We start from the raw sequence: 26824 nt of genomic DNA, 5'->3' as shown, positions 1-26824 counted from the left end.
AATGAATTATTTTAAAATTATTCTTATGACGGTTGGATTTACCGTTCTTTCCTGCTCAACTGGACATGAGATAAGTGGTGTAGAAAATTCTGTTTCTCCCACTAAAGAAGAAGTTCTGAAAAACGTAAAATATGGCCCCTTTGAAAGAAATTTGATGGATGTTTATCTGCCTGCCAACAGAGATCCAAAATCGGCTTTTCTTGTAAATATCCACGGAGGCGCATGGACACAAGGCGATAAAAGATTTGATGACAAGCTTTCAGAATATTTGGTTTCTCAGGGGGTTGCTGTTGCCAATCTCAATTACCGTTATGCTGATTTGCAGGATACGCATCTTCCGCAGCTTTTGGATGACATCAATAATGTGGTAAAATATCTTTCTGAACATTCCAAAGAATGGAATACAAGAAAAACCGGATTCTCTATATCCGGAGGAAGTTCCGGTGCACACGTTTCTATGATGTATGCTTATACCAGAAATCCGGCAATCAAGACTATTATTGAAAGATGCGGGCCTGTTGATTTTACCGATATACAGACCTTACAATATATAAAAGCTGCCAATCTTTTCGAAGTTTTGGATAAAATGTCTGGCAATAAAGCCGTTTGGAATCCTGGTGATGTTGTTCCTGAATTATATGCTAAAACCAGTCCGATAAAATTCGTGAACAAAATTCCAATAATGATTATCCACGGAGACAAAGATGAGGTAGTGCCAATTCAACAGGCTTATCTTCTTGAAAGTGCACTGAAAGCAAAAGGAACCACATACAAATTAGTAATAGTTCCGGGTGCTGGTCATCAGATCGAAAAATTACCCCAAGACCAGCAAACTGTTTTTACTGAGATGACCAGTTGGCTGAAACACTATGGAACAAACTAAACTATTAAGATATGAACATCAGAATTTTAAATTCAAAACTAAGTGTTGCAGTCATTTTTCTCACTGCTTCTACCTCGGTTTTTGCACAGCAGAAGCCTACTGATACCACAAAAACAAAAGATATAGATGAGGTGATTGTTACAGGGGTTTTCGACAAAAGAACACGGATGAATGCACCGATTGCTATTTCCGTTCTTAAAAGCGAGCTGATAGAAAAACAGGTTCCGAACAGTGCAGCCGACCTCCTGAAAAATGTTCCCGGAGTTTATGTGAACTCTTCTTTGGGAGAAATCAGGAATAATGTAGCTTCCAGAGGAATTTCCGCAGGTTCTGCAGACGGAACTTTTGCTTACGAATATATCTCGATGCAGGAAGACGGACTTCCTGTAACCAATACCACCTATTTTAATTATGGTCCGGATTTTTTCCTGAGAGCGGATGCTACTATTGCACAGATTGATGCAGTGAGGGGTGGACCAGCTTCTATTACTGCGGCCAATGCACCCGGAGGAATTTTCAATTACATCTCTAAAACAGGCGGCAATAAATTTGCTGGAGAAATCCGTGCAAAATACGGAGTACAAGGTGCGAATAATTCCGGCTATCATAGGATTGATGCAGATTTTGGCGGACCTTTGGGTAATAACTGGTTTTATAATATTGGTGGTTTCTATCGTTATGATTTGGGAGCAAGATATCCTGGATACCCATTCAACAATGGTGGACAGATCAAAGGAAATATTATGAAAAAATATGATCGGGGAACTATTAAAGTATTTCTGAAATATCTCGACGATACCAACGGGTATGCCCAACTTATCCCGACCAGAAACTATTCCGATCCGGAACCTGCAGAAGGTTTTAGCAGCAGTTCTTCTTTGCTGATTCCTAAGCTGCAATACAATTCTCAGGACTTTATCCACGGGGGCAATGTAGATTACAATTCAGGAAGATTGGTAGGGAATAAATACAGATCGATCGGGCTGAATTGGGATCACAATCTTGGCAATGACTGGAAATTGTTTCTTGCGAGCAAATATTCTGATAATGCTGTTGCCCAGAACAGTATTGGTAATTCCTTTGTCACTTCGGTGACCGATAATGTTCCGTATGCTTTGCTGATGGGAACTGTTGGAATTGGCAATTATTCATTTCGTGATGCACTTACCGGGCAAGAGGTTGCCGCAGTTACTGCTGGTTTGGGTACATCTGGCGTGACTTATAATGTGACCAAAAATCTTTTGTCAGGACAAGGCGTTCAAAATAATTCTATTTTGATGTCTCCGCTTAATTTTTATGAAAATAAGGTAAAGGAATCTATGTCCCAGCTTACCATTAATAAAAAATGGAAAAATATGAATTTTTCATTTGGTGGATATTATGGCTACTCAGATGTATGGAGATTTTCAGGAATCAATGGGATCGCTCTTACCACCTTGGAAGATCGTCCAAGAATGTTAACTTTAAACTTTACAGGCGGTTTATATTATCCTACAACTACAAATCCTTTTAATCTGATTCCAGGAGCTTTCCAGGTTACCAATAAAGATGGGTTTGCACAAGGAGCTGGAAGCACTGGAGACTTATTGGAATTTAAAGCAAAGCAACAACAAGGTGCTGCCTTTTTTGGGCACACCTGGGATATTACGGATAAATTAACCTTAGACTGGGGAATTCGTTATGAAAAAATATGGATAAAAGGAGAGAACATAAGAACTTTCCTTACTAATACTCAGGTGACAAATGGGAACGTTGCTTTAACACCGGGACCTGATAATAACCCTTATACTATTTACGATAATAACACCTTGGTGAAATTAACTAACGTGGATTACGACCGTCAAATCGAAAATTTTTCCTATTCGGCGGCGGTTAATTATAAATTTAACAACAATTTTGCGGTCTATGGAAGATACTCGCAAGGCAGTAAAGCGCCGGATCTGGATGTATTTTTTGCATCGAACAGGCCTGAGACCATCGGTCTGCTAAACCCGCAATCCCGAAAAACACAACAAGTGGAAATGGGATTGAAATCACGAACAACTTATTTTGATGCTTTTATAACGCCTTTCTACAGTTTACTGAAAAATGTACCTGTTGGAGCAATGGCGGATAATGGAGCAGGAGGGTTTTATACGACACCAACACTTTACAACGAAAATGAAACCTGGGGTGTAGAATTAGAAACTAATATCAAACCAATCACTAATTTTAATGTTCGTGCAGTGCTCACATTACAGGATCCAAAAGTAAAACAAGGATATTATTGGAATCTTAAAAGTCCAGGAATCACTGATGATGAAGTCGTTTCCTATTCTGGAACAACAGTTGCTTACACTCCGAAAATCATACTCAATGTTACCCCAAATCTAACCATAGGAAAAGCTTTTGCATTTTTAACTTGGAGTTATTTGGGCGAAAGGGAAGGCAGTAATACCAATATTTACAAATTGCCTGGATTTTCACAGTTTGACCTTGGTTTGGGATATAATTTCAATGAAAACCTGAGCGCTCTTATAAACGTCAACAATATTTTCAATAAATACGGTGTGATGAGCTATCAAAGACCAGGATCTCTTATTCAGCAATTAGCAGGTTTCGAAAGTTTTACTCAAGTCGAATATGATGCTGCAGTGGCTAACAATACACCATATTTTACAGTAGCAATTCCGCCAACATCAGCCTATCTTACCTTAACTTACAAATTTTAAAGGATGCAGCTTTCATACATCAAATTTTTTATGCTTTTTACATCATTTACAGTTTCAGCCCAACAAACACAGTTGGGCAAAACAGCTGTCAAGGATCTTGTGAAAAAAATGTCGGTGGAAGAAAAAGCCAGACTCCTTGTCGGAACCGGAATGCCGGGTTGGGTTGGTCTTACCAAACTTCCCAACCCTCCGAAAATGAAAGTTCCTGGAAGCGCAGGAAAAAATATGGCTTTCCCGAAATACAATATTCCAGAACTTATACTTGCGGACGGACCTGCAGGACTAAGGATAAAACCCGAACGCGATAATGTTTCTAAAAAATATTTTGCAACAGCATTTCCAGTAGCGACAGCTTTGGCAAGCAGCTGGAATGCAGCTTTGGTGAAGGAAATAGGTGAAGCTATCGGAAACGAAACCAAAGAATACGGTGTCGATCTGCTTTTAGCCCCGGGAATGAATATCCAGCGAAACCCTTTAAACGGAAGAAATTTTGAATACTTTTCCGAAGATCCTTTAGTAACCGGAACAATGGCTGCAGCCTATGTGAATGGGGTACAAAGGAACGGTGTTGGAGCAACTTTAAAGCACTTTGCTGCCAATAATCAGGAGAGCAACCGTTTTGGTGTTAATGAGCACATTTCGCAACGTGCGCTCCGCGAAATTTATCTGAAAGGATTTGAAATTGCCGTTAAAAATTCGCAGCCATGGGCAATAATGACAGCTTACAACAAAATCAACGGAACTTATGTTTCTGAAAATAAAGAACTATTGACGGACATTCTGCGGGACGAATGGAAATTCGAAGGATTGGTAATGACGGATTGGTTCGGTGGTTATGGAAGCGAAGATGAAGTACGAGCCAACAAGGTTTCCAATGTGGCAGCACAAATCAATGCCGGAAACGATTGGCTCATGCCTGGAACACCACAGCAAATAGAAGCAGTTATAAAACAGGTCAAAAGCGGAAAACTTAATACATCGGCAATGGATAAAAGTGCAGAACGAATTTTGAAAATCATTCTGAAATCCCCTGTTTTCAGGAATTACAAATATTCGGACAATCCGGATTTAAAAGCCCACGCAAAAATATCCAAACAGGCAGCTACTGAAAGTATGGTTTTGCTTGAAAACAAAAGTAATACACTTCCTTTAAAACTTAATGGGAAAAAAGTTGCCCTTTTCGGTAATACGTCTTATAATTTTATTTCGGGAGGTACAGGTAGTGGGGATGTGAATGAAGCATATGTCGTTTCGTTACTGGACGGGTTGAAAAATAGCGGTGCAAAGACTGATGTACGCCTTTCTTCAAAATACCTTCCTTATATCAAAATTGAAGACAGTATACAAACCGAAAGAAGAAAGCGGGAAGGAGCACTTTCTAAGTATATCAGAATCCGTGAAATGCCTTTTTCTGATGCAGAAATAGAACGTGCTTCCAATGAAAATGATTTTGCAATTTTCACCATCGGGAGAAATGCAGGTGAAAACGGAGACCGCCCCGTTTCGGATTTTTATCTGGCTGATGACGAGAAAGTAATGATTGACAGAATCAGCTCTGTTTTTCATCAAAAAAATAAAAAATTCATTATCATTATGAATATTGGAGGTGTTATCGAGACCTTAAGCTGGAAAGATAAAGCAGATGCTGTTCTTCTATCCTGGCAGCCGGGACAGGAAGCCGGAGATGCTGTTGCAGAAGTTCTTTCGGGGATTGTAAATCCTTCGGGGAAACTGGCACAGACATTTCCTAAAGACTATAAAGATGTACCTTCTTCTAATTCTTTTCCTGGTATTCCGGCTGATTTTCCGCTCGATTCCAATTACAATGAAGGAATCTTTGTTGGCTATCGGTATTACGACACGTTCAAAATTCCTGTGGCTTATCCTTTTGGTTACGGAATGTCCTATTCGCAATTTGATTTTAGCGATTTAAAAGTGCAAAATGACGAGTCTTCTAAAACATTGCAAGTTAGTTTCACAGTTACCAATTCCGGGAATACGGAGGGAAAAGAAGTGGCTCAGATTTATGTTTCGGCGCCCCATCAGAAAATGAAAAAACCGATTCAGGAACTTAAAGTTTTCGCAAAAACAGAACTTCTTCAATCTGGAAAGTCCCAGACATTTTCGGTAACAATTCCGTATTATGATTTGTCATCATTTGATTCGGCAACGTCATCTTGGAAACTTGAGGCAGGAAATTATGAATTGAGAGTTGGGAATTCTTCACAGAATATTTTAATAAAACAGGTTTTTCACGTTTCAAATCCAACGATGGTACTCAAAACGGAAAATCTGTTGAAACCAGATAGGGTTGTCAATGAATTATAAAACTGAGATAATTTATTTAACATAATTCTTATGATTTCTAAAATTATAAGGATAAATAAAAATTACAAACGAAATGAAAAGAGTCATTAATAGTGTTTTTGCTGTTATTATAATGATATTATTGCTTGTTTTAAGTATTTCAATAATATCTGTGTATTTGAAGTGGCCTATGTATCTTAGCGGTTACAGCAGTTTATTCACAACACAATTCAATTCAGGATTTATTGTGTTTGCATTGATATCATTACTGGTATCGTTTCTGTTTTTAAAAAAACAGAGGACCGATAAAAAAATCTGGAAACTGAATTTAATTTTAAGTGCTATTTTACTTATCGGACAATTGATTTTTATGCAGATCATGCTCAATACCGCTTCAAAATATGATGTAAAAGTTTCTCTTTTACCCACATTGAAGGGCTATGTGACACCTTTAAAATCGAAAGAAACATATCACTATCTAACCATTTATAACGAAAGGCAACTCTTTGATGTGTATCGCCCCAAAGTTGGGTCTGGTAAACCTACAATTCCAGTTATCCTGGTTCATGGTGGTGCTTTCATCGAAGGTGAAAAAGACCAACTTGGATATGCGGCCAATTGGTTTACAGAAAAGGGGTATACCTCTTTTGGTATCGAATATCCGTTGGCAAAAAAAAACCGTCAGACTTACGAAAGTGCTGTTAATTCCATTGCAACTTGCATGAGTTTTATCCGCAAAAATGCTAAAAAATTTAACATAGATGCTTCAAAGCTGGTTTTGGTAGGAGGTTCTGCAGGGGCGGCTCTTGTAATGCAGACCGACTTAGGACTAAGGGAAGGCTATGTGAAATCTTATGACGCCACAGAAGTTTCACCACCTGCATCAGTTATTGCACTTTATCCGCCTGTAAGTTTATCCGATCTTTATTATAAAATGAAACAAGGCAAAACAGTAGATCTTAATGAACCGATGAATAAATATTTGGGTGGGGACCCGAATCGGTTTCCAGACCGTTTTAAGCGTGTGAATCTTATTGATCACCTCAACAACGGAATTTCTCCAACTCTGATTCTCACCGGCGAAATTGATCATGTAGTGAATGTGGAGGCTATTCGGCGATTTGCAGAAAAAACCGAAAAAATGAAACTTCCTGTTACTTATGTGGAAATACCATACGGAGAGCACGTTTACGATGCCAATCCTAATTCTATTGCAGGTCAAATCACTTGGTCCAAGATTACAGCATTCCTGAAAAATAATCATCTGGAAAATCAATGAAGAAATACAGTGTAAAGATTTCCATTTTCGTCATTTTTTTTGTTTTTGGAGCACTGCTGAATAGTGTTGGGATTTTAGTGGAACGTTCCCAGACGTTATATGGTGCTACGAAAAGCGAGAATGATGATTCCTGTAAATTTTAGATATGAAGATCTAATTCCAAATCAAATGGCAGCCTTATTTTTTATCCCGATTATTATTCCTGCGGGTAAGGTTTTCTCTAAGTTAGGTTTATATCTTCTTCATATACAAAAAAAACCGGAAAGAAAAGTGAATTATCACCTTTTTCCGGTTTTGTACACTCGAACGGAGAATTATCGAACGAGGCATGTCAAGGATTTAGACGATTATACGAACTAAAATCTATTCTTGAAGCAGAAGGGCTTTATCCACCACCAACTAATCAAAAAACATTTTCTCGACCATAATGTTAGGCTATACCAACATACCAGCCTCATTATGCGAATATGCTTTGGTTAATCAGAAGATTAATCAATTAAAGTTGTATATCTATCTCAAAATTAATTGCAGCGGTGAAATCAGCTACGATGTGAGTAGTTATGGAAAATGGGCAAAGGAGTTGAGCGTAAGTTCAAGAACAATTAAAAATTCTTTAGTATGGCTAATAAAAAATAAGTGGATAACTGTCGACAGCATCCAAAATACATTAAGAATAATTAGTTATAAAAACTTAGCAATAAAATTAGACTTAAAATTTAAGACAGGTTTTTTGTTTGAACCTGAAAATTATAAATATTTTAAAGCCATGTGCTGTGGTGTAGTAATCACATTCTATATGGGGAGAAAACGTTATTTTAATAGACAGTCGGGAAATATCAAGGGATTTGCCATATCAAAGAACTGTAAGAAAAATGACGGCTTCACACCGATGCCAAATAACTATCTGGCAAAAAGTCTGAACGTATCTACAGCCACAGCATACCGCTACAAGGAGCAAGCAGAGAATGGTGGATTTATCGAAACAAAGTCAAATCTGAATTTTGTGATGAACAGCAAAGGAGAAAAAATTACTTCCGATAATTATTTTGCATTCATTCTTAATCATAAAGAGGAGGGTAAGCCCAATACTATCAGAAATCATAAAAAGCATTTGCAGGAAGTAGATGCAGACCTTATTCACAGTTTTATCACTTTGAAGAAAAAGAATGTTGGATTTTAATTTTTAAGTGGAAAAAACTGAAAAGGATATTAGGGACTAATATCGCAATCGCAATCTTTCAACTTTTTGCTGAGTGTCCCTATCATTAGTAGTATTAAAGGTTAATTTAGAGAGAATGATGAGAGTGAGAGGGAATGATTAAGAATTTTTATTGAAGATATAATAGATATAGGCTTTTTAGGGTTAAGGGCTATGCAGAATTAGAATCAAAAACCAATGACAAAATGAACAAAACTGAACACGAAAACGATATTATTAGACGAGAAAGACTGTCTACAGTCAACAAAAAAAGATTGATGCTAAATGCTCTTAAAAAGTCATTAGGAATAGTTGCTTTTGCCTGTAAGAAGACAGGAATCAGCAGAACAACTCATTATAGTTGGATAAAAAATGATTTAAAGTACCGAGAAAATGTAGAAGAGATTGATGCGACAGCATTAGACTTTGCTGAATCAGCATTATTTAAACTTATAGAAAAAGAAAATGCAATGGCAATTATATTCTTTCTCAGAACAAGAGGAAAGTCAAGAGGCTATTCTGAGAAAGTGAAAATTGTTTACAAGTCTCCAGCACCAAAACCTTTAAACGAGAAAAATTATCGTAGCCGAGAAGAGGTATCGGAATTGATAAAGAAATATGAGAAACTTCTTTCTTAGATAAAATTCTAAAAAATAAAGATTTATTATTGGTAAATATTTAGTAATCAACTATCTAATAGTATGTTTACATCGAAGTTAATTTTAATACTTATCAAATGCAAAAATTATTTTACACGATTGATTGCTCAAAGAGAAAAATCGAAGATTTTATATCACTACTTCATAGTCGTCAAGTAAATCTTCTTATTGATGTTCGTCCAAATCCGATGGAAAATTCTATTTCAAGTTACAATTGTAATGTTTTGGAGCAATATCTCATCAATGAAAAAATTTCTTACAAATTTATGGGTAGAGAATTAGGATACCTTACTAAGATGAAAGAATCCCGAATGACGATTAATTATCTCAACAGCATAAGTTATCTGGAGGCAGGTTTGGAATTTAATTACAGAATTGCATTAATGTCAGCCGATTCGGATATTCAGATTACCATTATTGAAGCAGATTTAAGAAAAAGAGGATACGAGGTAATGAAACTTTTAAGTGATGAGAATCTAAAGAAAAATGAACTTGAAGTAAGTTCATTTTTTATTTCGGGAGATCGTAACATTTCATAAACCCACATTTAAAAAATGTCACAAAAGATAGATTATGGAATATGTTAGTTATTACAGAGTGTCCACTCAAAGACAGGGCAATTCGGGACTTGGGCTTGATGCACAGAAGAGAACTGTCGAAACTTTTCTGAAAAATAAAAAACCTATTAAAGAATTTATTGATGTCGAGAGTGGGACAGCCAAAGGCAATAACCGAAAAGGCTTAAAAGATGCTCTCGAATATTGCAAACAACATAAAGTAACTTTAATTCTGAGCAAGTTGGATAGACTGTCAAGAAGCGTTTCTTTCATTGCTCAGCTGATGGATAGTGAAGTAGAATTTGTCATTTGTGAATTTCCGACCGCAAACAAATTCACTCTACACATTTTTGCAGCATTGGCAGAACAGGAAGCAAGATACATCAGTGAAAGAACAAAATCCGCACTCGCAGAATTGAAAAGAAAAGGAGTAAAACTCGGAAGTCCTCAGAATCTGAATGCAGAGGCCAGAGCAAAAGGTTTGGAGGTTAGACAGCAGAAAGCCCGAGACAACGAGAATACGAAGAAAGCATCTATACTTATATCAAGTCTTCGGCAAAAGGGACTAAGTTTTCAGGAGATTGCCGATAGTTTGAACGAGTATGACTACAAGACTAGCAGTAATTGTAAGTTCTCAAAAGTTCAAGTGAGGAGAATATTTTTGAAGAGTTAGTGATAAACTAAAGTGAAGATTTTGGAATTGTAATTAACTCCAAAATTCTTACTTTAGCAGTAGAAAATTTTAACGAAAAATATAAAAGCGTTTGCTTTTGATGGTCATCAGAAATCGCCAGTTTCAAATTAGCACCAACTCAAAAGTAAGATGTTCACGTATGGCGTGGACTATCTTACCTTGGTGCGTGGTTCTGGCGAGCCTCTGATGATAGGATAAGTTTAGTTCCACGCTTTTTCGTTGATTTACGGCTTTCCGTAGGTACAACCAACAAATAAGCCCTAAGATTGGAAACTCATTTTTATTAAATATCAGTTTCCTGTTTTAAAAATCTTTCTGGGACTGAAAGAGATAAAATTGAAGTTTAATTTTAAAAATATCAGTCTTATGAAAGTAGTAAAGTACACTTTAGGAGTATTCTTTATACTCGGAGGGATTGGCTCAATCTCACAAGGAATAATGATTGCAGGTCTGTTAATGTGTGTTCTTGGAGCATTGTTTTTACCGCCTGTCTCGGAACAACTTAAAGAAAAATTTAAAATCTGGCGAAGCAAAGGTATTAGATATGTTTTTTATATCGTCATTCTGGGCATCATAGGAGCATTTCTTCCCATAGATGAACTTGATGCTCAAGCTTTAAAAGAAAAAAGCTTTATGGTATCTCAGAAAGACGAAAATCCTAAAGAAGACGCACAAAGTAACAAGAAATCAAATTTTAAGACTTGCAACTTTGTTGGAGGAGATTTTTATATTATTCCAGATTTAATAGCGGTTGATATTTACACAAATCTACAAGAGAAAGGATTTTCAGTTAATAAAAATATTAAAAATGAAGGTATAGACATACATTGTTCTCTCTCTTACGGAGGTTTAAAATATGATGTAATTGTTACAGGTTGTACCCCAAGTGATATTATTTCGGTAGAAACTACAGCAATGGATGCTTCTGGGAACAACTCTGAGGCCATTAAATCATTTTTAGGATATATGGCTACCTTACAATATAAAAACTCGAAGCCACAAGAGGCCCGAGAATGGGTCGAAAATAATTTAAATAAAGACGGAGCGGAAACAACTATCGAAGGAATTACGTTCAGTATTCATAAATCAAAGTATTCAAAGTTTATGAGAATGCAAATTAAGGAAGACCAAGAAGAAATTATTGATGATAACCAACTAGAAGAACCATCAAAAGAAAAGAAGATTAGGTTTGATGGGAATGGAAATATAAAGTGATTTATATAATTATAATTAATATTATAATTATATAATCCTTTTAAATTAAATTTGCTTATTAATGATTATTCATAATTATGCTGGATACAATAAAATTTAAAGGATACAAGTCATTCAAAGTAGAAACAGAACTTGAATTGAAACCTGTAACAGTTTTGTTTGGGAAAAATAGTTCAGGTAAAAGTGCCGTTGCAAAACTTCCAACTTTAATTGAGGGAGCTCTGTCGTTAGATTTCGATGAACCTTTGATGTATATAAATAAAGGCATTGAATTAGGGGCGGATTATCGCGATTTGTTTTATAAAGGAGAAATACAAGGGGAAATAGATTTTTCTCTGAAGGAAGGCAATAATGAACTAAAAATATCTATAATAAATACATTATCCATCCCTTTAATATCTAAATTAGAAATTCACTCAGAAAAAGATGGAAGTGTTATTTTTGATTATAAAACCCAAGAAGAACAATCTACCCATAAGTCAACCAGAGGATTTCTATTGGATGAGCATCCTTCTAAATCTGCTTTCCATTTAAAAACAGATTATTTAGGACCTTTTAGAATTAAACCGCATAGAATTTTTTATATCAACGATTTAAGAGACCCGAACTCAATTGGTGGTATGGGTGATAAAGCTTATTACATAATAGCTAAAAATGAAGAGTTAGAAAAAAGGGTCTCTGAATGGTTTAAGAAGAATTTTGATGGATGGGAATTATTTGTTGATAGAAAACAACCATATTATGAGTTGAAAATTAGAAGGGATTCTAATTGGGATGGCGTTAATATTGTCGATGTTGGACAGGGCATGAGTCAGGCTTTGCCAATTATTATCAAAGCGTTGACTGACTATAAGAATGAAGAAGTATTAAACATTCTTGAACAACCAGAACTTCACTTGCACCCTGCTGCACATGGAAGTCTAGCAGAACTCTTGTTTAATTCAACTCAAAATTCAAATAATAGATACTTAATTGAAACTCATTCGAAAAATTTCATTTTAAGGCTTCGTACATTAATTGCAAAAGGAATAATGAAAAAAGAAGACTTAAATTTGTGTTTTGTTGATTATGACGAAGATATTGAAAGTTCAATAATAAAGAAGATTAATGTAAATGATATTGGAGAGGTTGATTATTGGCCAGAACATATATTTGATGAGAGTTTTGTTGAAACTATTGCTTTAAAGGTTGCTCAAAAAGAAAATAAAAGTGGTAGTTAAGATAAATACAGATTTGTTTAATCAAGAATCTTCCGTAAATAAGATTGATAGGGTACTAGATTATGTTCTAGACAGAAGGTATGATCTATTTTTTGATGATGAAGAAATCCTTGAAAATTCATATTGGATAAAAGAGGCAAGAGAAAATTATAAAGACTTACTTATTGAAACTTTTGTACAGACTGTAGAAGGAAGTAAGAAGTTTGATGTTGAACTTTCGATTGATGATGATGTAGAAAATGGCAAATACAGTATAGATAATGGATTAATATATCTCAATAATGAAGTTATTATATTTGTTGAAAATGCAAAATATGACAGTTATTTCATAAAGGGTTTGGTCTCTAAATTCAAAAAACGTGGAAAAAAAATTAATCGTTTTATTGATAAGAGGTGGGTAAAGTTTGGGAATTGTGGAGGAAGAACAGATGCAGTTAGTCAAATATCCCATAATCTATCAACATATGATACGGAGTCTTTAGAAAACTTTCATTATGTTAGAGCAATACTAATATTAGATAGTGACAAAACAAAAAAAAATGATTCAGATTCTGAAAGATTAAGAAAAGAATTTGAGATAACAGAATTTTGTGCGCAAAATAAAATTCTCTTACATATTTTGGAAAAAAGAGAGATGGAAAACTATTTGCCGTTAAGTGTAATAGATGGTATAGAGGATGTAAAGAAAAGTGAACTAGAGAATTTGAGAAGCGCTACTAAAGAAGAGAAAGATTATTATGATTTTGAGAAACTTTCAACCAGGGTTTATAAAACAAAACATGAATTTCCTAAATTATTTTTAAGCGAAAACCTTACACAAGAAATGCTTTTAAATGAATGTTCTCATCAAGATAATCCAGAAGAACTTCAAATGATAATAGACAAAATTAATTCTTTAATATAATCTGAGATGGATTTTAATAATAAAATAAGTGTAAAACCTGAAATAGATAGACTAATAAATATCCTTGAATATGTTAAAAAGGGTAGATTAGTTGTTCCAGAATTTCAAAGAGATTATATCTGGGATAGAAAACAGCGAATAGATTTGTTTGATAGTATCAAAAGAGGTTTTCCTATTGGAAGTTTATTGTTTTGGAATCCAGAATCAAATGAATATGAATATAATGATAAGGTAGGACCATACAAATTAAATATTAATCCCAATAAATACTCTTATATCATTGATGGATATCAAAGAATTACGACTTTATTTAGTGCTTTAACGAATCCGGAAGACGAATCCACCACTCTATCTAATAAAGATAAGTTACAAGAGTATATTGTTTACTATGATTTAGAAAACCAAGAATTTTCTCAACCCTTGAGTAAAAATATTGAACCATATTTTATTCCATTATACGTCTTGGTAGATACATTTTTATTCCTAACATTTTCAGATGAACTAAAGGAACAATATAATGAAGATTTAAGTACTAAATACATTAATAGAGCAAAAAAATTAGCAACAACATTACTTGATTATTCTATTGCATTTGTAAATATCAATGGAGGGACTATTCAAGATTCTGTTGAAATATTTTCAAGAATAAATAGTAAAGGTAGTGATATGTCTCCAATGTGGATGTTAAGTGCCCTTACATACAATGATGGTTTCAAATTTAGTGAAGAAATAGAAAAGCTAAGAGTTAAACTTTCTGAGTATAATTTCGATGATTTAAAAACAGAAATAATTTTACAATGTGTTGAAACAGCAACTGGAAAAATTTATTTTGATGTAAAAACCGAATCTTTGGCAAAAAGGGAAGATTTTAATACTTTATGTGATATAACTTTTAATAGTATATTGGAAACTGTAAAATTTTTATATAATGAACTGAATGTTGTAGCATATAAATTATTACCATATAACTTACAGTTAATTTTCTTAACCGAATTTTTTAGAACCAACACAATCCCTACTCAAAATCAGATTGAAAAGCTAAAAATTTGGTTTTGGCAAACATCTTATTCCAATTACTTTTCCTTGTATTCTTTAAGTAAACAACGAAGGGCTTTTCTTAAGTTTCAGAATTTTTCTAGAGGTATAGAAGAAACCCCTTTGTTTAAAGCCACAAATGAAAATTTTTCAGTTCCAGAATTTCCCAAATCTATATATTATGGTAGTGTAAGGTCTAAAACCCTAGCATTGTTTTTAATAAAATGTGTTTTAGAAAATAATCAACAACTTATTAATAATGATCTCGAGGATTTTTATAGTTTATATCCTTCCAACAAGGATGCAGAGTATATGTTCCCAAAATTTAGATATTTAGATTATTTTCCAGAATTTACAAGTTTGACGAGCAGAAAGAAGAATAGAAACTATTCATTTTTATTAACAGAGGATGTTCCAAATTTTGATTATCAAGCAAATTTCATTACTCCTATTATGAAAACTTATAATGATGAATTTAAGTTTGGAAGAGAAAGATATTACCTTATTAAGGAAGCAGAAAAGACATTTGTAAAATCTCTAGGAGATGTGGATTATGAAAATGAGAATTTTTTTGATTTTGGAAAATATTCACCCTTTGATTAAAATTATTGAATATCATCACAAAAACTCACATTTGTTTAGTAGTCAAAATCCTGTACATTAGTATAGGATTTTATTTGTTACAATAAAAAGAATTAAAAAAAATATTTTGTTACATATAAATGTAAAATTCATATCTTTGTAAAAATATTTTATTATGACTCTTGACATCGATAAAGCAAAAAAAATACAGGATAGATTAAATGAACAATCCGTTAGGGAGGTTTTGGGAGAATTGCCAGTGGCAATAATCAATTTACTGAATAGTAAAGTTCTAAACTATTGCCTGCACGAACATAAAACAGGAATCAAGACCGGACATCCAATAAGAATTGTAAACAGCTGGCTTGCTCAAGATGTTATCAAAATACAAGAGGGAGATAAAGGTAAAATACGCAGATTTGACCGGCTTGAAAATATCTGGCTAAATATTGTTTTTGATGCTCGAAAATTTGGAATTCCCATTGATGATTTGAAGTATACGAGAAAGAAATTGTTCGAATCTCCAGTCAAAAATTTTTCTTTGTTCAAATTAGGAGTTATAAAAACAATATTTGCAATGCCTCAAGTTTTAGTATTTCCAATTGGAGGTAAAGGAAGTTTATACTCAATAGATGCTTATGCACAATGGTTTTCAAAAAAAAGATTTCCTCCTCACGCTGCATTCAGGTTAGAAGATTATATTGCGTTAGAATATCCAAATAATGCATTTTCAGAAGATTTTCATATTAAAAACCTATTTGAGGATAAAAACAAAATGTTGCTTCAGTATTTCCTTAAAACAGGAGATTACCAATATGTTAAAGTGCACTTGAAACAGGGAGACGTGAGGTTAATTGAGAACTCAAAAAGTCTAATTCAAAATGAAGAGGTGATGCGACGAATTGGTGATTGGAATTTTCATAAAATCGACATTATTATCAATGATGATTTAGCAACAAGCATAAAACCTTGAATTATGGTTACTAAAGAGAAAGCTAGAAAAATTCTACTGGATGAGGGAGAGAATTTTTCTGATGAGGAAATGGATAAGATTATTGAACAACTTGATGAATATGCCACAATGGTATTAGAAATTATCTCCGAAAAAGAAAATATTGATGATGATTTAAAAAACACTGAAAATGAGAAATCTTGAAAGTAAAAAGGCGTTTTTATATGGTAGAGTAAGTACAACTGACCAAAAGGACAACGGTTATAGTCTACCACAGCAAAAAAAATATTTGCTTGATTTCTGTGAAAGAAACAAAATTGAAGTTTTAGGGTATTTTGAAGAAGATTATACTTCTACGACCTTTGAAAGACCAAAGTACAAAGAGTTAATTATTCAAGCCAAAAAATTAAAAATTGATTATATACTTTTTCATAAATGGGACAGGTTTTCTAGAGAACCTGAAGGAATACCAGAAGTTGAGAAATTGCTAAAGTTGGGAATTAAACCAAACTCCATCTCGGAATGGATTGATTTTAATGATGCAAGTTATTATTTTTATCTTGGTATTTACATCCTGCAAGCGAAAGTTGAAAATAAAAAAAGAAGTGAAAGAACGAAAGATGGTATAATTGGAGCACTACGAGAAGGTAGATTTGTAAATATGGCACCTATTGGTTATATCAATTCGAGAGACCCTGAAAATCCTAATAAACCATTAATAAAACCTTGCCCAGAAAAAGCAATTTTAATAAAAAATATTTTTGAAGATTTTTCTACAGGAAATTACTCACAGGAGTCGCTTAGACAAAAATATTATAAATTGGGAATAAAGAGAGGAAAAAGTCAGTTCGGCGAATTACTTTCCAATGCATTATACGCAGGAAAAATATTTGTACCAGCATACAAAGACTATCCAGAAGAGATTGTAAAGGGATTACACGAACCTATAGTGAATGAATCTTTATTTATTAAAGTTCAAATGGTAAAGAACGGTAGAATTCCGTTTAAAATAAATTCAAGTAGCAAAAGTAAAAATGATGAGGCTTTGCCTTTGAGGGGTGGAATATTAAAATGTGCAAAGTGCGGAGGCAATATGACTGGAAGTCCTTCAACTAATGGAAGTGGAAAAAAAGTTTATTATTACCATTGTCAGAAGCATAAAGGCTTAAATGAAAATTTACCTGCTGATGAAGTTAATGGAAAGTTAGAAGAATTATTAAGATCTTTAAAGCCATCTAAAGGTATTCTGGCTCTATTTAAAGCCATCTTGGATGATAAATATAAATTACATCAAGTAGATAGAGAAAAGTCTGTGAAATTGCTAAATACATCAAAAAAATCTATTGAAGAAAAATTGGATAAACTGACTGAAAAATATGTGGCTGATGATTTAGATAAATTGAGTTATGAAAGACTAAAAAATAAATATAACGGAGAGATGGAAGAGATTGTCTTAAAATTATCCGAAGCAAAAGACCAATCCAATGACATTCAGAAGTTGGTAGATTTCGGATTGCAATTGCTTTCGAACATCGATGTTTTTTATAGAAATGCAAAGACACGGGTTAAACGTCAAATTGTCCGTTCGATATTTGCCGAAAAATTGATTTTTGAAAATCGAAGATATCGAACGCCAAAATTGAATGAAGCTGTTGCCTTAATTTTCAGTTTTAATAGGGGTTTCCGAGATGTTGAAAACAAAAAAAGAGACTTTATTTCTAAAGTCTCCGCTTCTGTACCCAGGACCGGGATCGAACCGGTACTCCTAAGAACTGGTGTTTGAGACCAGCGCGTCTACCAATTCCGCCACCTGGGCTTGCTTTAAATTGGTGTGCAAATATATGTCAAAAATTATTGATTCAGAAATTTTTTTCAAAGTTTTTTCAAATTTAAAATTCGATTTCCAGACTGTCATAAGCAAGATGTACATTATCAGGAAGTTCACTTTCGACTTCTTCATGAAAACCCAAATGATGACTGATATGGATAAGGTAAGTTTTCTTTGGCTTCAGCTCTTCAACCAGTTCAAGAACCTGTGGTAATATGAAATGCGAGTGGTGAGGATCTTTTTTTCTGAGACAATTAATGATGAAAAAATCCAGATTTTTCAGTTTTTCTTTTTCTTTATCATCAATTTTACTCGCATCTGTTATGTAAGCCAGATTTTTGAATTTAAATCCCAGAATATTAATCTCAGAATGAATAATATCAATTGGTTGAACTTCAACTTCGTCAAAAAGAATAAAATTATTCTCGATTTCAAATAAATCAAAACTTGGCGCGCCAGGATATTTATGCTCAATAAAAGCATAAGGAAAACGATCCTTGATTTCTCCTGCAACTCGTGAATTACAATAAATTGGCATTGATGATCTATTTTTAAAAATCAGTGGTCGCAGATCATCCAATCCGATAATGTGATCGTTATGCTCATGTGTTATCAAAACCGCATCGATTTGCTCCTCGTTATTCATCAACATTTGTTGGCGAAAATCTGGTCCGCAATCAATTAATATTTTCTTTCCAGAGTCGGAAGTGATAAGAGCAGAAGTGCGTAAACGTTTATCTTTTTGGTCTTTGGAGAGGCAAACCGGATGATGGCTGCCAATAACAGGAATGCCTTGAGAAGTACCGGTGCCTAAAAATTTTAAAAGCATTTTTGTTTTTGCTGTTATTTTGGTAAATTTACAAAATAAATCTAATTCTTCGTGATAAAGCCAAAACTTACCCCTAAGCAGAAAGCATTAGCCATTAATTTAGATTCATCCATCTACGGAACTTTTGCGGAGATAGGAGCGGGTCAAGAAACTGTAAGGCATTTTTTTCGTGCCGGCGGTGCCTCTCAAACCATTGCAAAGGCAATGTCTGCTTACGATAAGGACTTTTCTGACGCTATTTATGGTAAAGAAACCAAAAACCGGTATGTAACGCAAAATCGTCTCAGAAAAATGTTGCGTTACGAGATGGCACTTATTGAAGAAAGAATCCCGAGAGAGAAAAATCCGGGCAAAAAATTCTTTTCCTATGCTAATACGGTTACAACCATTAATTTTGATAAAACATCAAAAGGCCATGGTTGGGTAGGAATCCGATATCAGAATAACGAGAACGAAGATTTTAACGAGATTGTTATCCATGTCAAATTTAAAGAAACCAATGCAACCCTTCAGCAGGAAACATTGGGAAGTCTTGGGGTGAATCTCATTTATGGTGCTTATTTCTATATTGATAATCCGCGCGTTTTAATCGAATCTCTTTATGATGATCTTTCTACCGACCGATTAGAAATTGATATGATTGATTTCAGCGGGCCGGCTTTCCAATATGTAGATAACCGTCTGATGAGTCTTCAGCTGGTAAAACTGGGAATGACTGATGCTGTGATTTTCAATTCCGAAGGTAATAATATGTTGCCCGCAGATATTCTTTACAAAAAAAATATTTTTGCAGTAAGAGGAAGTTTCCGTCCGGTAACAAGAGTTAATATCGATATGTTTGAACACGGATTGGAGATGTTCAACCAGGATAATGCGTGTGACCACGAGAATACACAGATTTTATTTGAAATTACGATTTCTAACCTTAGAGCTGCCGGTGATATCGATGAAAGAGATTTTCTGGATAGAGTCGATATCCTGGGAACTTTAGGCTATACCGTAATGATTTCCAATTTCTCCGAATATTACAGAATGGTAGATTATTTCTCAACCTTTACCAATCAGCATATTGGTGTTGCGATGGGCGTTAATAATCTTCTGGATGTTTTTGATGAGGAATATTATAAAAATCTTCCCGGAGGAATTTTGGAAGCCTTTGGTAAGTTCTTTAAAAAGGATATGCGTGTTTATCTTTACCCTTATAAAAATCCTGAAAACGGTGAATTGCTGACATCAGAAAATCTGAAGGTTCATGATAATCTGAAAGAATTATATAAATACTTCAAACTTAATAAGAGAATTGTGGATATTGCCAATCATAACCCAAAGTTCTTGGAAATCTATTCCCGCGAGATTCTCAAGAAAATTGTTACCCACGAACTGGGTTGGGAAGAAGAATTACCAAAAGGTGTTGCCGAAATCATAAAAGAGCGCGGCATGTTTGGCTACAAAGAATTGACATTTGAAGGATTAAATTAAACTTTATTATAACAGTTCTGGTTATAACATATAATAATTACAAAATGGTAGAACTTAGAAAGAGACTTTCGTTCATTTTGGAAAGTCCCGAACACGATACAAATTCAAAACTTCTGAAGATCTGTCAGGTTTTAGATAAAGAGATTTCTTATTATAACTGGACGGGATTTTATTTCAAGAACGGGGACAAGGATGAGTTGATTCTCGGTCCTTATGTTGGAGCGGAAACGGATCATACGATTATACCTTTTGGAAAAGGAATCTGTGGGCAGGTGGCAGTTTCCGGCGAGACTTTTGTGGTTCCTGATGTTTGGGCTCAGGATAATTATTTAGCGTGCTCGCTTGACACCAAAGCAGAAATTGTTGTTCCAATCTTCAAAAACGGAGAAAATATTGGTCAGATTGATATTGATAGCCACTCCAAAGATCCATTCACAAAAGAAGATGAAGAATTGCTGAACTGGCTTTGTGTAGAGGTTGCGAAGATTTTGTAATTACTTTTTCTATAAAATATTAAAGTCGCAATTATTGCGGCTTTTTTTATTGATTCATTCTATTCAAAAGAAGCTGATTTACCGGGTTTTTCACTAATTATCAATCATTAATTTTACTGATTTTTAAAATTATATTGTTAGCTGTAAAAATTATTTTATAGCTTTTTTGTAATTTTCAATTAAGAGATAAGGCAAAAGTTATTTTCGTTTTTTGATAAATGTCAAAGGAAACAAAGCCTTACATTCGGAAATTTGCACCAACAAACAGAACATAAAATGAAAACATTAAAGAAAATTGTCTCTTTTTCAATCATTTGTTTTCCTTTGGTTTTACAGTCACAATCTGCTCCAACATTACAAGAGCTGGTAAGTGCTGCAATGGCAAAAGATGCGGTAATTGAACAGCAAAACTTAGAGTCTAAATCTAATCTGCTGGACCAGCAAAAACTGAAAGATGTTTTTCTTCCAAAAATTGAATTTTCTGGAAAAACGGGGTATGTCAATGCAACAGCAAGACTTACCTCTCCGGAAATTACTCTGCCAGCAATCCAACCTGTTTTTCCAGGGGCAACAATCCCAAAAGGTAGCTTTAACAATAATTTCACCTTATCCGGTTTTGAAGCAGCGGCCAAAGCCGAAGCCAAAATTTTGATATACTCAGGTGGAAAAGTGAAACACCTAAAACAGGCTTTGATTGAAAAAAATAACGCCAGTCAGGCCCTAAAGGCAAAAAATATAGATGAAGTGATAACCGAAATTTCGAAAGCTTATGATCAATTTGCACTAATTGCAGAAAGTAAAAATGTACTGGATCAGGGCAAAAAAAGATTGAACATCAATAAAAAAACTGCCGAAAAAGCACTTGGTTACGGATTGATAACGCCGTATGATTTTAAAAAAATAGAATTGGCACAGGCTACTTTGGATTCTAAAATGGTAGAATATGAAGGCAAAAAAGAATTACTGATTACACAAATGCATATTTTGACAGGAATTGATAGGAATAGAATTGCTCTTATTAACCCAAATCTGGAAAGAATTGAATATCTGGATGATAATCAAAATATAGAAAACAGAGTAGAGCTGATAGCTTTAGATTATGGCATGAAAGCAATTGATGCTAAAATAAAAGCTGAAAAAACCTGGTGGATTCCAAAAGTTCAGGCTTCCACATCATTATCATATCTGGGCTTCTACAATACCAATATTTCTTCTTCCAAAGAAATAATACCAGGCACAGGATCTTCATTAGACTATAAGCTGACTAATCTGAATTTATTTCCAATTTTTCAGGCAGGTATAGGCTTCAAATGGGATGTTTTTGATGGGAATGAAGGAAAGCACGAAATCGAAAAAGCAAAGATTGAAAAGGAAATCCTGGAAAGTAAAAAATCGGATGCTAAGAAGAAATTGCAACTAAATCTTGCAAACAATCAGACCAACTACAATATTGCATTTTCTCAAATAGAATTGAAAGAGAAAGCGAGGCAAATTGCCAGAAATGCCTTAACCCAGGCCGAAAAAGAATTCAGATATGGCTTGATAAAATCCAGTCAGCTGATAGAAGCTGAAAATGATATGGAAACAGCAGAATTGGAATATCAGACCGCTATTTTTAATCAGAGAAGAGCCGCTGTAGAACTAATGAAGTCCACACAAAATCTATCAATTGAAAAACTTTAACAACAAACATTCGACATAAAATGCAAACTTATACTTTAAAATCTATCGCTATAGCAAGTCTACTTTCTTTAGTTGCTTGTAAAAATGAGAAACCTAATAAACTTATCGAAGGAAAAACAAAAAAGGAAATTATTTCCTTTGCTCCAAAAATCAGTGGTCGTATTCTAAAAATCTATGTAGAAGAGGGACAGACGGTCAAGGCAGGTGATACACTGGCAATGCTTGATGTGCCGGAAGTCTCTGCAAAAATTGCACAGGCAAAAGGGGCTACTGCTGCTGCCAAAGCTCAGGCGCAATTGGCAAAAAACGGCGCCACAGCAGATCAGCTTCGGCAGTTACGAGCCAAACAAAAGGGTCTGGCCGAACAATATGAATTTGCACAAAAATCTTATAAAAGAGCATCCAATATGTTCAAAGACAGTCTGATGTCACCCCAAAATTACGATGAAATTTTTGCAAAATATCAAGGTGCAAAAGCTCAGTTAGATGCCGTGAATGCGGAGCTACATGATGTAGAATTGGGAACCAGAGTAGAGAAAATAGAAATGGCCATAGGACAGGAAAATCAGGCAAAAGGAGTATTGCAAGAAGCTAATGTGGCCTATTCCGAAAGATATATCATTGCAACAAACGATATGGAAATTGAAACTATTTCTTTGAATGTAGGAGAGTTAGCGACCGCAGGATATGCATTATTCAATGGATATATACCGGGAACAACATACTTTCGTTTCACAATTCCTGAGAGTGGAATGTCCAAGTTTCATAAAGATTCAACTGTAAATATGAAATCTACCTATGGTAATCAAGAATTTTCAGGTAAAATAGTTTCCATCAAGCAATTGACAAAATATGCAGACATCACAACAGCTTTTCCGGATTATCAGCCGGGAGATGCAGTTTATGAAATAAAGGTAATCCCAACAGACAGAACAAAGGTCAACGGACTTTTGGTCAATTCTAGCGTTGTTTTGAAGTAATCTAAACTTACAAAAATGAAACAGTTAAGATATCTTTTGAAAAGAGAGTTTAAATTGTTCTTAACGAACAAAACAATGCTTTCTGTGTTTTTTATTGCACCGGTTTTCTATGCATTGCTGATGGGATTTACATACAAAAGCGGGAAGGTTACGGATATTCCTGTAATTGTGGTTAATTATGATAAAACACCGTTATCATACCAAATAATAGACATGCTGAATGATAACAAATCAATTAAGGTACTGAATTACGAAGAAGAGCCGGCTGTTATAAAAGACGAGGTTATAAAGACCGAAGCGGGTGCAGTTGTAATCATTCCGGAAAGATTTGAAGCTAATATTCTTCAGAAAAAATATCCCGAAATCAACGTGTATATTAATACTTCTAACGTATTGACTGCCAATTTTGCTTCAAAAGCTATTCAGCTGACTTTGGGAACTTTTTCGGCAGGTGTAGATATAAAGGCTTTGCAGAAAAAAGGAATGAGTGCAGAACAGGCAAAAATGAATATTGAGCCTTTCAAAGCAAACTATATTACACTTTTTAATACAACAGGTAATTATCTGGTTTTTATGTGGCCGGCTTTGATGGCAGTCGTTTTACAGCAAGTTATTCTGCTGGCAATGGCAGTTACCTTTTCTGAGGAGTTTAAAAGAGAATCCTTTATAAAAGATTTCGCGGGGAAACATAAGTATGCGGTTTTGGTTATGGCGATAAAATGTCTTCCTGTCTGGATTTTTTCTAATTTCAATATTCTGATATTCTATCTATGCAGTATTTATTTTAAAATTCCTGCACCGGAAAATGTCGCGAACTTCTTTTTATTGACTGCTGTATTTATAGTTGCAGCAACCAATCTGGGAGTTTTGGTAAGTATTATCATCCCTGATGCACTCAAAGCGACACAAATTCTTATGGTAATTGCTTCACCGGCGTTTATTATCAGTGGATTTACTTGGCCGACCTATGCAATGCCTTCATTTATCGCCAATTTTACCAATATCATTCCGCTAACGCCTTATTTAGAGGCTTTGAAGATAATGGTTGTAGAGAAAGGATCAGATTATCTCACCTATAAATATTTCTGGCATTTATTTATTTTAGGATGGGTTTATTTTATTTTAGGATGGATTGCTTTGAAGATAAAAATCAATATGCTATTCAAGGCTCATCATATTGTGGAAAATTATGAAGGTCAGGAAATTGACCCGGAATAAGTTTTCATTTGTTCTAATGTTTGTATGTGAGCGTTTCGGAAAATTTTGAAACGCTCATTTTTCGTATTTTTACGAAAAATAATCTATGGACATTCTTCTTGAGCTGGAAAAACATATAAAAATCGATACCGAAATAGAGCGTTTTTTTAATGAAGAATGTAATACTCAAAGTTTTGAAAAAGGTAAACTTCTTAGTCAACAAAACCACTATAACAGAACTATTTTTTTTGTAAACGAAGGTTTGCTCCGGATGTTTTACTATGAAAACGGAAAAGATATAACGACTAATTTTTATTCGGAGGGTAAGGTTACTGCGAATCTTGATACACTTTTTAAAAATGAAGTCGCCAGAAATAATATAGAAGCGGTAGAACAATCGATCGTTACCAGCTGCAATTACGACAAATTAGAAAAATTATGTTCAGCATCGCTTACTGCGGCCAATTTCAGCAGGTACATACTTGGGAATCTGATGACGCAAATGTTAGCCCGAATTGTGTCGCTCCAGCACATGACAGCTAAGGAAAAATATAAACAACTTCTGGAGGAAAATCCGGATATTATTCTGCGTGCACCTCTTGGGATGGTTGCTTCGTATCTCGGCATTTCACAGGAAACATTGAGCAGGATCAGAAGCGAAATTTAGTGCTAATTTTAATTTACAAATCTTCTAACAACTCCCGATAATAATCCCCACATTTCGCCAGATGTGTTCCGTGCCAGGAAAAAGCTTCGCCGTCAACTATCATAATTTTCTGATTTTGACAGACTTCCCGGATCTCGACAATATGTTTTTCTTTAAAAGGAAAAGGCTCTGACGACAGGAAAATCAGATCAGCATCCTTCAAATCTTCCAGCTGAACTTCCGGATAGCGATTCTGATCTTTGAACAGATTTTCAAATCCCAGTTCTTCCAGAATCTTCGAAATAAAAGTATCGCCGCCAACTGTCATATAAGGATTTTTCCAAATCAGATAAGCAACTTTTAAACGTTTATCAGATTTCGTAATATTAAAGGCTTCGTATGTTTTCAGGTTGAAAAACTGAGCTTTTTCTTCCTTTCCGAATAGATGCCCGAGTTGTTTCAATAAGTAATAATTGTCTTCCAGCGTTTCGATATTCGTTACCAAAACTTTGAAATCCTTCATCAGTTCTTCCACCTGCTCTTTGATATTTTCCTCCTTATTGGCAATGATGAGGTCAGGTTCCAGAGCTTTGATTTTGTCAATGTTGAGGTTTTTAGTTCCACCAATTATTTCAACTTTATCAACCCAATCTTTTGGATGGATACAGAACTTTGTGCGACCAACAATTTCATCAGTTGCTAAACCCAAATCAAACAAAGCTTCTGTGATCGAAGGAACTAATGAAATAACTCTCATAAATGACAAAAATTAATTTCTCGAGATGTCAGTCTGAGGCTCTCGAAGACTTTAAATATAAAAAAGCTCTCTCAAAAATAAGGAATTTTGAGAGAGCATATAATTTAAAAGACTAATAATTAATCTTCTTTCTTGGTCGTTTTTTTAGCAGCAGGCTTTTTAGCAGCAGGTTTCTCTGCTTTAGCTTCTTCTGTTTTTTCAGCAGCTTTTTTTGCCGGAGCTTTTTTAGCGGCAGGCTTTTTTTCTGCTTTTTCTGCTTTTTCAGTTTTTTCTTCAGCTTTAGTTTCTTCAACAACTTCTGCTGCAGGCGTTTCTTCTGGTTTTATAAAGCTTTCAGGAGTGATATAACCAGCTTTTTGAAGCAAGTTGTACCATTGAGCCAATTTTTTGATATCAGACTCATAAACTCTTTCCACATCATAGTTAGGAAGAGATTCTGCCATAAAAGCTCTCAACTCCTCGCTGGAAGACTTGTGGTTGATGGTTGGTTTGTAGTCGTATTTTTTTGCAATATTCTCAAAAACTTCGAATAAAGGAACTTCTTTATCAAATGTGAACATAGCGATATTGTCAAGAAGACTTACCTGGCTGGAGTTGGAGATGCTCGCTTTTTTCTTAGTGGTGATGTCCTCAACGATAAAACCGTTTTTAAGCTGAGAAACCAATTTGAAAAGTCCCGGTTTTCCGGAGATTGAAATAATTTTTTCTAACTGCATTTTAATATTTTTCTTTAGT

General features: G+C 34.6%; 26 protein-coding genes and 1 tRNA gene. 23 read left to right on the top strand and 4 right to left on the bottom strand.

Features of this window, described 5'->3' with window-relative positions; genetic code table 11:
- The first annotated feature begins 1 nt into the window (after position 1).
- From QOL71_RS14060 to QOL71_RS17740, 17 genes are all read left to right on the top strand, one after another.
- Positions 2 to 883, top strand: a complete 882-nt coding sequence (locus QOL71_RS14060; protein WP_283417546.1) for a prolyl oligopeptidase family serine peptidase — start codon at positions 2 to 4, stop codon at positions 881 to 883.
- Positions 884 to 894: 11 nt separating this feature from the next.
- Positions 895 to 3594: a TonB-dependent receptor domain-containing protein gene (locus tag QOL71_RS14055; protein WP_283417545.1), complete on the top strand. Its 2700-nt coding sequence runs from the start codon at positions 895 to 897 to the stop codon at positions 3592 to 3594.
- A gap of 3 nt (positions 3595 to 3597) precedes the next feature.
- The gene (locus QOL71_RS14050; RefSeq protein ID WP_283417544.1) at positions 3598 to 5922 is read left to right on the top strand and encodes a beta-glucosidase; all 2325 of its coding nucleotides are present in this window, start codon (positions 3598 to 3600) and stop codon (positions 5920 to 5922) included.
- A gap of 349 nt (positions 5923 to 6271) precedes the next feature.
- Positions 6272 to 7180 (top strand): alpha/beta hydrolase, encoded by a 909-nt coding sequence (locus QOL71_RS14045; RefSeq protein WP_283417543.1) that lies wholly within the window; start codon positions 6272 to 6274, stop codon positions 7178 to 7180.
- Entirely contained in the window at positions 7177 to 7323 is a 147-nt protein-coding gene (locus tag QOL71_RS14040; RefSeq protein WP_283417542.1) for a hypothetical protein, read from the top strand. The genes QOL71_RS14045 and QOL71_RS14040 overlap by 4 nt, the downstream gene beginning before the upstream one ends.
- A gap of 25 nt (positions 7324 to 7348) precedes the next feature.
- A complete protein-coding gene (locus QOL71_RS14035) occupies positions 7349 to 7540 on the top strand; it encodes a hypothetical protein (protein ID WP_283417541.1) in 192 nt (63 codons plus the stop codon).
- 67 nt (positions 7541 to 7607) lie between these two features.
- Positions 7608 to 8360, top strand: coding sequence for a hypothetical protein (locus QOL71_RS14030; protein WP_283417540.1), 753 nt, complete (start codon positions 7608 to 7610; stop codon positions 8358 to 8360).
- Between the two features lie 224 nt (positions 8361 to 8584).
- On the top strand, positions 8585 to 9016 hold the full coding sequence (locus tag QOL71_RS14025; RefSeq protein WP_283417539.1) for a hypothetical protein: 432 nt from the start codon (positions 8585 to 8587) through the stop codon (positions 9014 to 9016).
- Between the two features lie 98 nt (positions 9017 to 9114).
- The gene (locus QOL71_RS14020) at positions 9115 to 9576 is read left to right on the top strand and encodes a hypothetical protein (RefSeq protein ID WP_283417538.1); all 462 of its coding nucleotides are present in this window, start codon (positions 9115 to 9117) and stop codon (positions 9574 to 9576) included.
- 34 nt (positions 9577 to 9610) lie between these two features.
- A complete protein-coding gene (locus tag QOL71_RS14015; protein WP_283417537.1) occupies positions 9611 to 10267 on the top strand; it encodes a recombinase family protein in 657 nt (218 codons plus the stop codon).
- A 387-nt stretch (positions 10268 to 10654) separates the two neighbouring features.
- Positions 10655 to 11503, top strand: a complete 849-nt coding sequence (locus QOL71_RS14010) for a hypothetical protein (RefSeq protein WP_283417536.1) — start codon at positions 10655 to 10657, stop codon at positions 11501 to 11503.
- 77 nt (positions 11504 to 11580) lie between these two features.
- Complete coding sequence (locus QOL71_RS14005; protein ID WP_283417535.1) at positions 11581 to 12723, top strand: AAA family ATPase; 1143 nt, start codon at positions 11581 to 11583, stop codon at positions 12721 to 12723.
- Positions 12713 to 13627: a hypothetical protein gene (locus QOL71_RS14000; RefSeq protein ID WP_283417534.1), complete on the top strand. Its 915-nt coding sequence runs from the start codon at positions 12713 to 12715 to the stop codon at positions 13625 to 13627. The genes QOL71_RS14005 and QOL71_RS14000 overlap by 11 nt, the downstream gene beginning before the upstream one ends.
- Before the next feature lie 6 nt (positions 13628 to 13633).
- Entirely contained in the window at positions 13634 to 15265 is a 1632-nt protein-coding gene (locus tag QOL71_RS13995) for a DUF262 domain-containing protein (protein ID WP_283417533.1), read from the top strand.
- Positions 15266 to 15419: 154 nt separating this feature from the next.
- Positions 15420 to 16217, top strand: a complete 798-nt coding sequence (locus QOL71_RS13990; protein ID WP_283417532.1) for a hypothetical protein — start codon at positions 15420 to 15422, stop codon at positions 16215 to 16217.
- Positions 16218 to 16220: 3 nt separating this feature from the next.
- Complete coding sequence (locus QOL71_RS13985; protein ID WP_283417531.1) at positions 16221 to 16400, top strand: hypothetical protein; 180 nt, start codon at positions 16221 to 16223, stop codon at positions 16398 to 16400.
- Positions 16387 to 17979 (top strand): recombinase family protein, encoded by a 1593-nt coding sequence (locus QOL71_RS17740; RefSeq protein ID WP_379954105.1) that lies wholly within the window; start codon positions 16387 to 16389, stop codon positions 17977 to 17979. Before QOL71_RS13985 ends, QOL71_RS17740 begins: the two co-directional genes overlap by 14 nt.
- On the opposite strand, the gene QOL71_RS13980 is transcribed toward QOL71_RS17740, so the two are convergent.
- A tRNA-Leu gene (locus tag QOL71_RS13980) sits at positions 17933 to 18012 on the bottom strand. The genes QOL71_RS17740 and QOL71_RS13980 overlap by 47 nt on opposite strands.
- A gap of 73 nt (positions 18013 to 18085) precedes the next feature.
- Positions 18086 to 18853, bottom strand: coding sequence for an MBL fold metallo-hydrolase (locus tag QOL71_RS13975; protein WP_283417530.1), 768 nt, complete (start codon positions 18851 to 18853; stop codon positions 18086 to 18088).
- Between the two features lie 54 nt (positions 18854 to 18907).
- Here QOL71_RS13975 and QOL71_RS13970 point away from each other — a divergent pair, with 54 nt between their 5' ends.
- The 6 genes from QOL71_RS13970 to QOL71_RS13945 all read left to right on the top strand — a co-directional run bounded on the left by QOL71_RS13970 (position 18908) and on the right by QOL71_RS13945 (position 25353).
- Positions 18908 to 20332, top strand: coding sequence for a TonB-dependent receptor (locus tag QOL71_RS13970; RefSeq protein WP_283417631.1), 1425 nt, complete (start codon positions 18908 to 18910; stop codon positions 20330 to 20332).
- Between the two features lie 44 nt (positions 20333 to 20376).
- Positions 20377 to 20826 (top strand): GAF domain-containing protein, encoded by a 450-nt coding sequence (locus tag QOL71_RS13965; protein WP_283417529.1) that lies wholly within the window; start codon positions 20377 to 20379, stop codon positions 20824 to 20826.
- Positions 20827 to 21102: 276 nt separating this feature from the next.
- A complete protein-coding gene (locus QOL71_RS13960) occupies positions 21103 to 22509 on the top strand; it encodes a TolC family protein (protein ID WP_283417528.1) in 1407 nt (468 codons plus the stop codon).
- A 20-nt stretch (positions 22510 to 22529) separates the two neighbouring features.
- Positions 22530 to 23489 (top strand): HlyD family secretion protein, encoded by a 960-nt coding sequence (locus QOL71_RS13955; protein ID WP_283417527.1) that lies wholly within the window; start codon positions 22530 to 22532, stop codon positions 23487 to 23489.
- 15 nt (positions 23490 to 23504) lie between these two features.
- On the top strand, positions 23505 to 24707 hold the full coding sequence (locus tag QOL71_RS13950; RefSeq protein ID WP_283417526.1) for an ABC transporter permease: 1203 nt from the start codon (positions 23505 to 23507) through the stop codon (positions 24705 to 24707).
- A gap of 85 nt (positions 24708 to 24792) precedes the next feature.
- Entirely contained in the window at positions 24793 to 25353 is a 561-nt protein-coding gene (locus QOL71_RS13945) for a Crp/Fnr family transcriptional regulator (protein ID WP_283417525.1), read from the top strand.
- Between the two features lie 13 nt (positions 25354 to 25366).
- On the opposite strand, the gene QOL71_RS13940 is transcribed toward QOL71_RS13945, so the two are convergent.
- Together QOL71_RS13940 and QOL71_RS13935 are read right to left on the bottom strand one after the other, a co-directional pair.
- Entirely contained in the window at positions 25367 to 26089 is a 723-nt protein-coding gene (locus QOL71_RS13940; RefSeq protein ID WP_283417524.1) for an ABC transporter substrate-binding protein, read from the bottom strand.
- A gap of 119 nt (positions 26090 to 26208) precedes the next feature.
- Complete coding sequence (locus QOL71_RS13935) at positions 26209 to 26805, bottom strand: DUF5606 family protein (protein ID WP_283417523.1); 597 nt, start codon at positions 26803 to 26805, stop codon at positions 26209 to 26211.
- Between the last annotated feature and the right edge of the window lie 19 nt (positions 26806 to 26824).

It is taken from the genome of Epilithonimonas pallida, from assembly GCF_900182975.1.
Taxonomy (GTDB): Bacteria; Bacteroidota; Bacteroidia; order Flavobacteriales; family Weeksellaceae; genus Epilithonimonas; species Epilithonimonas pallida.
The sequence above is the reverse complement of the archived record's forward strand: the minus strand, read 5'-3'. Positions and strand labels throughout refer to the sequence as shown.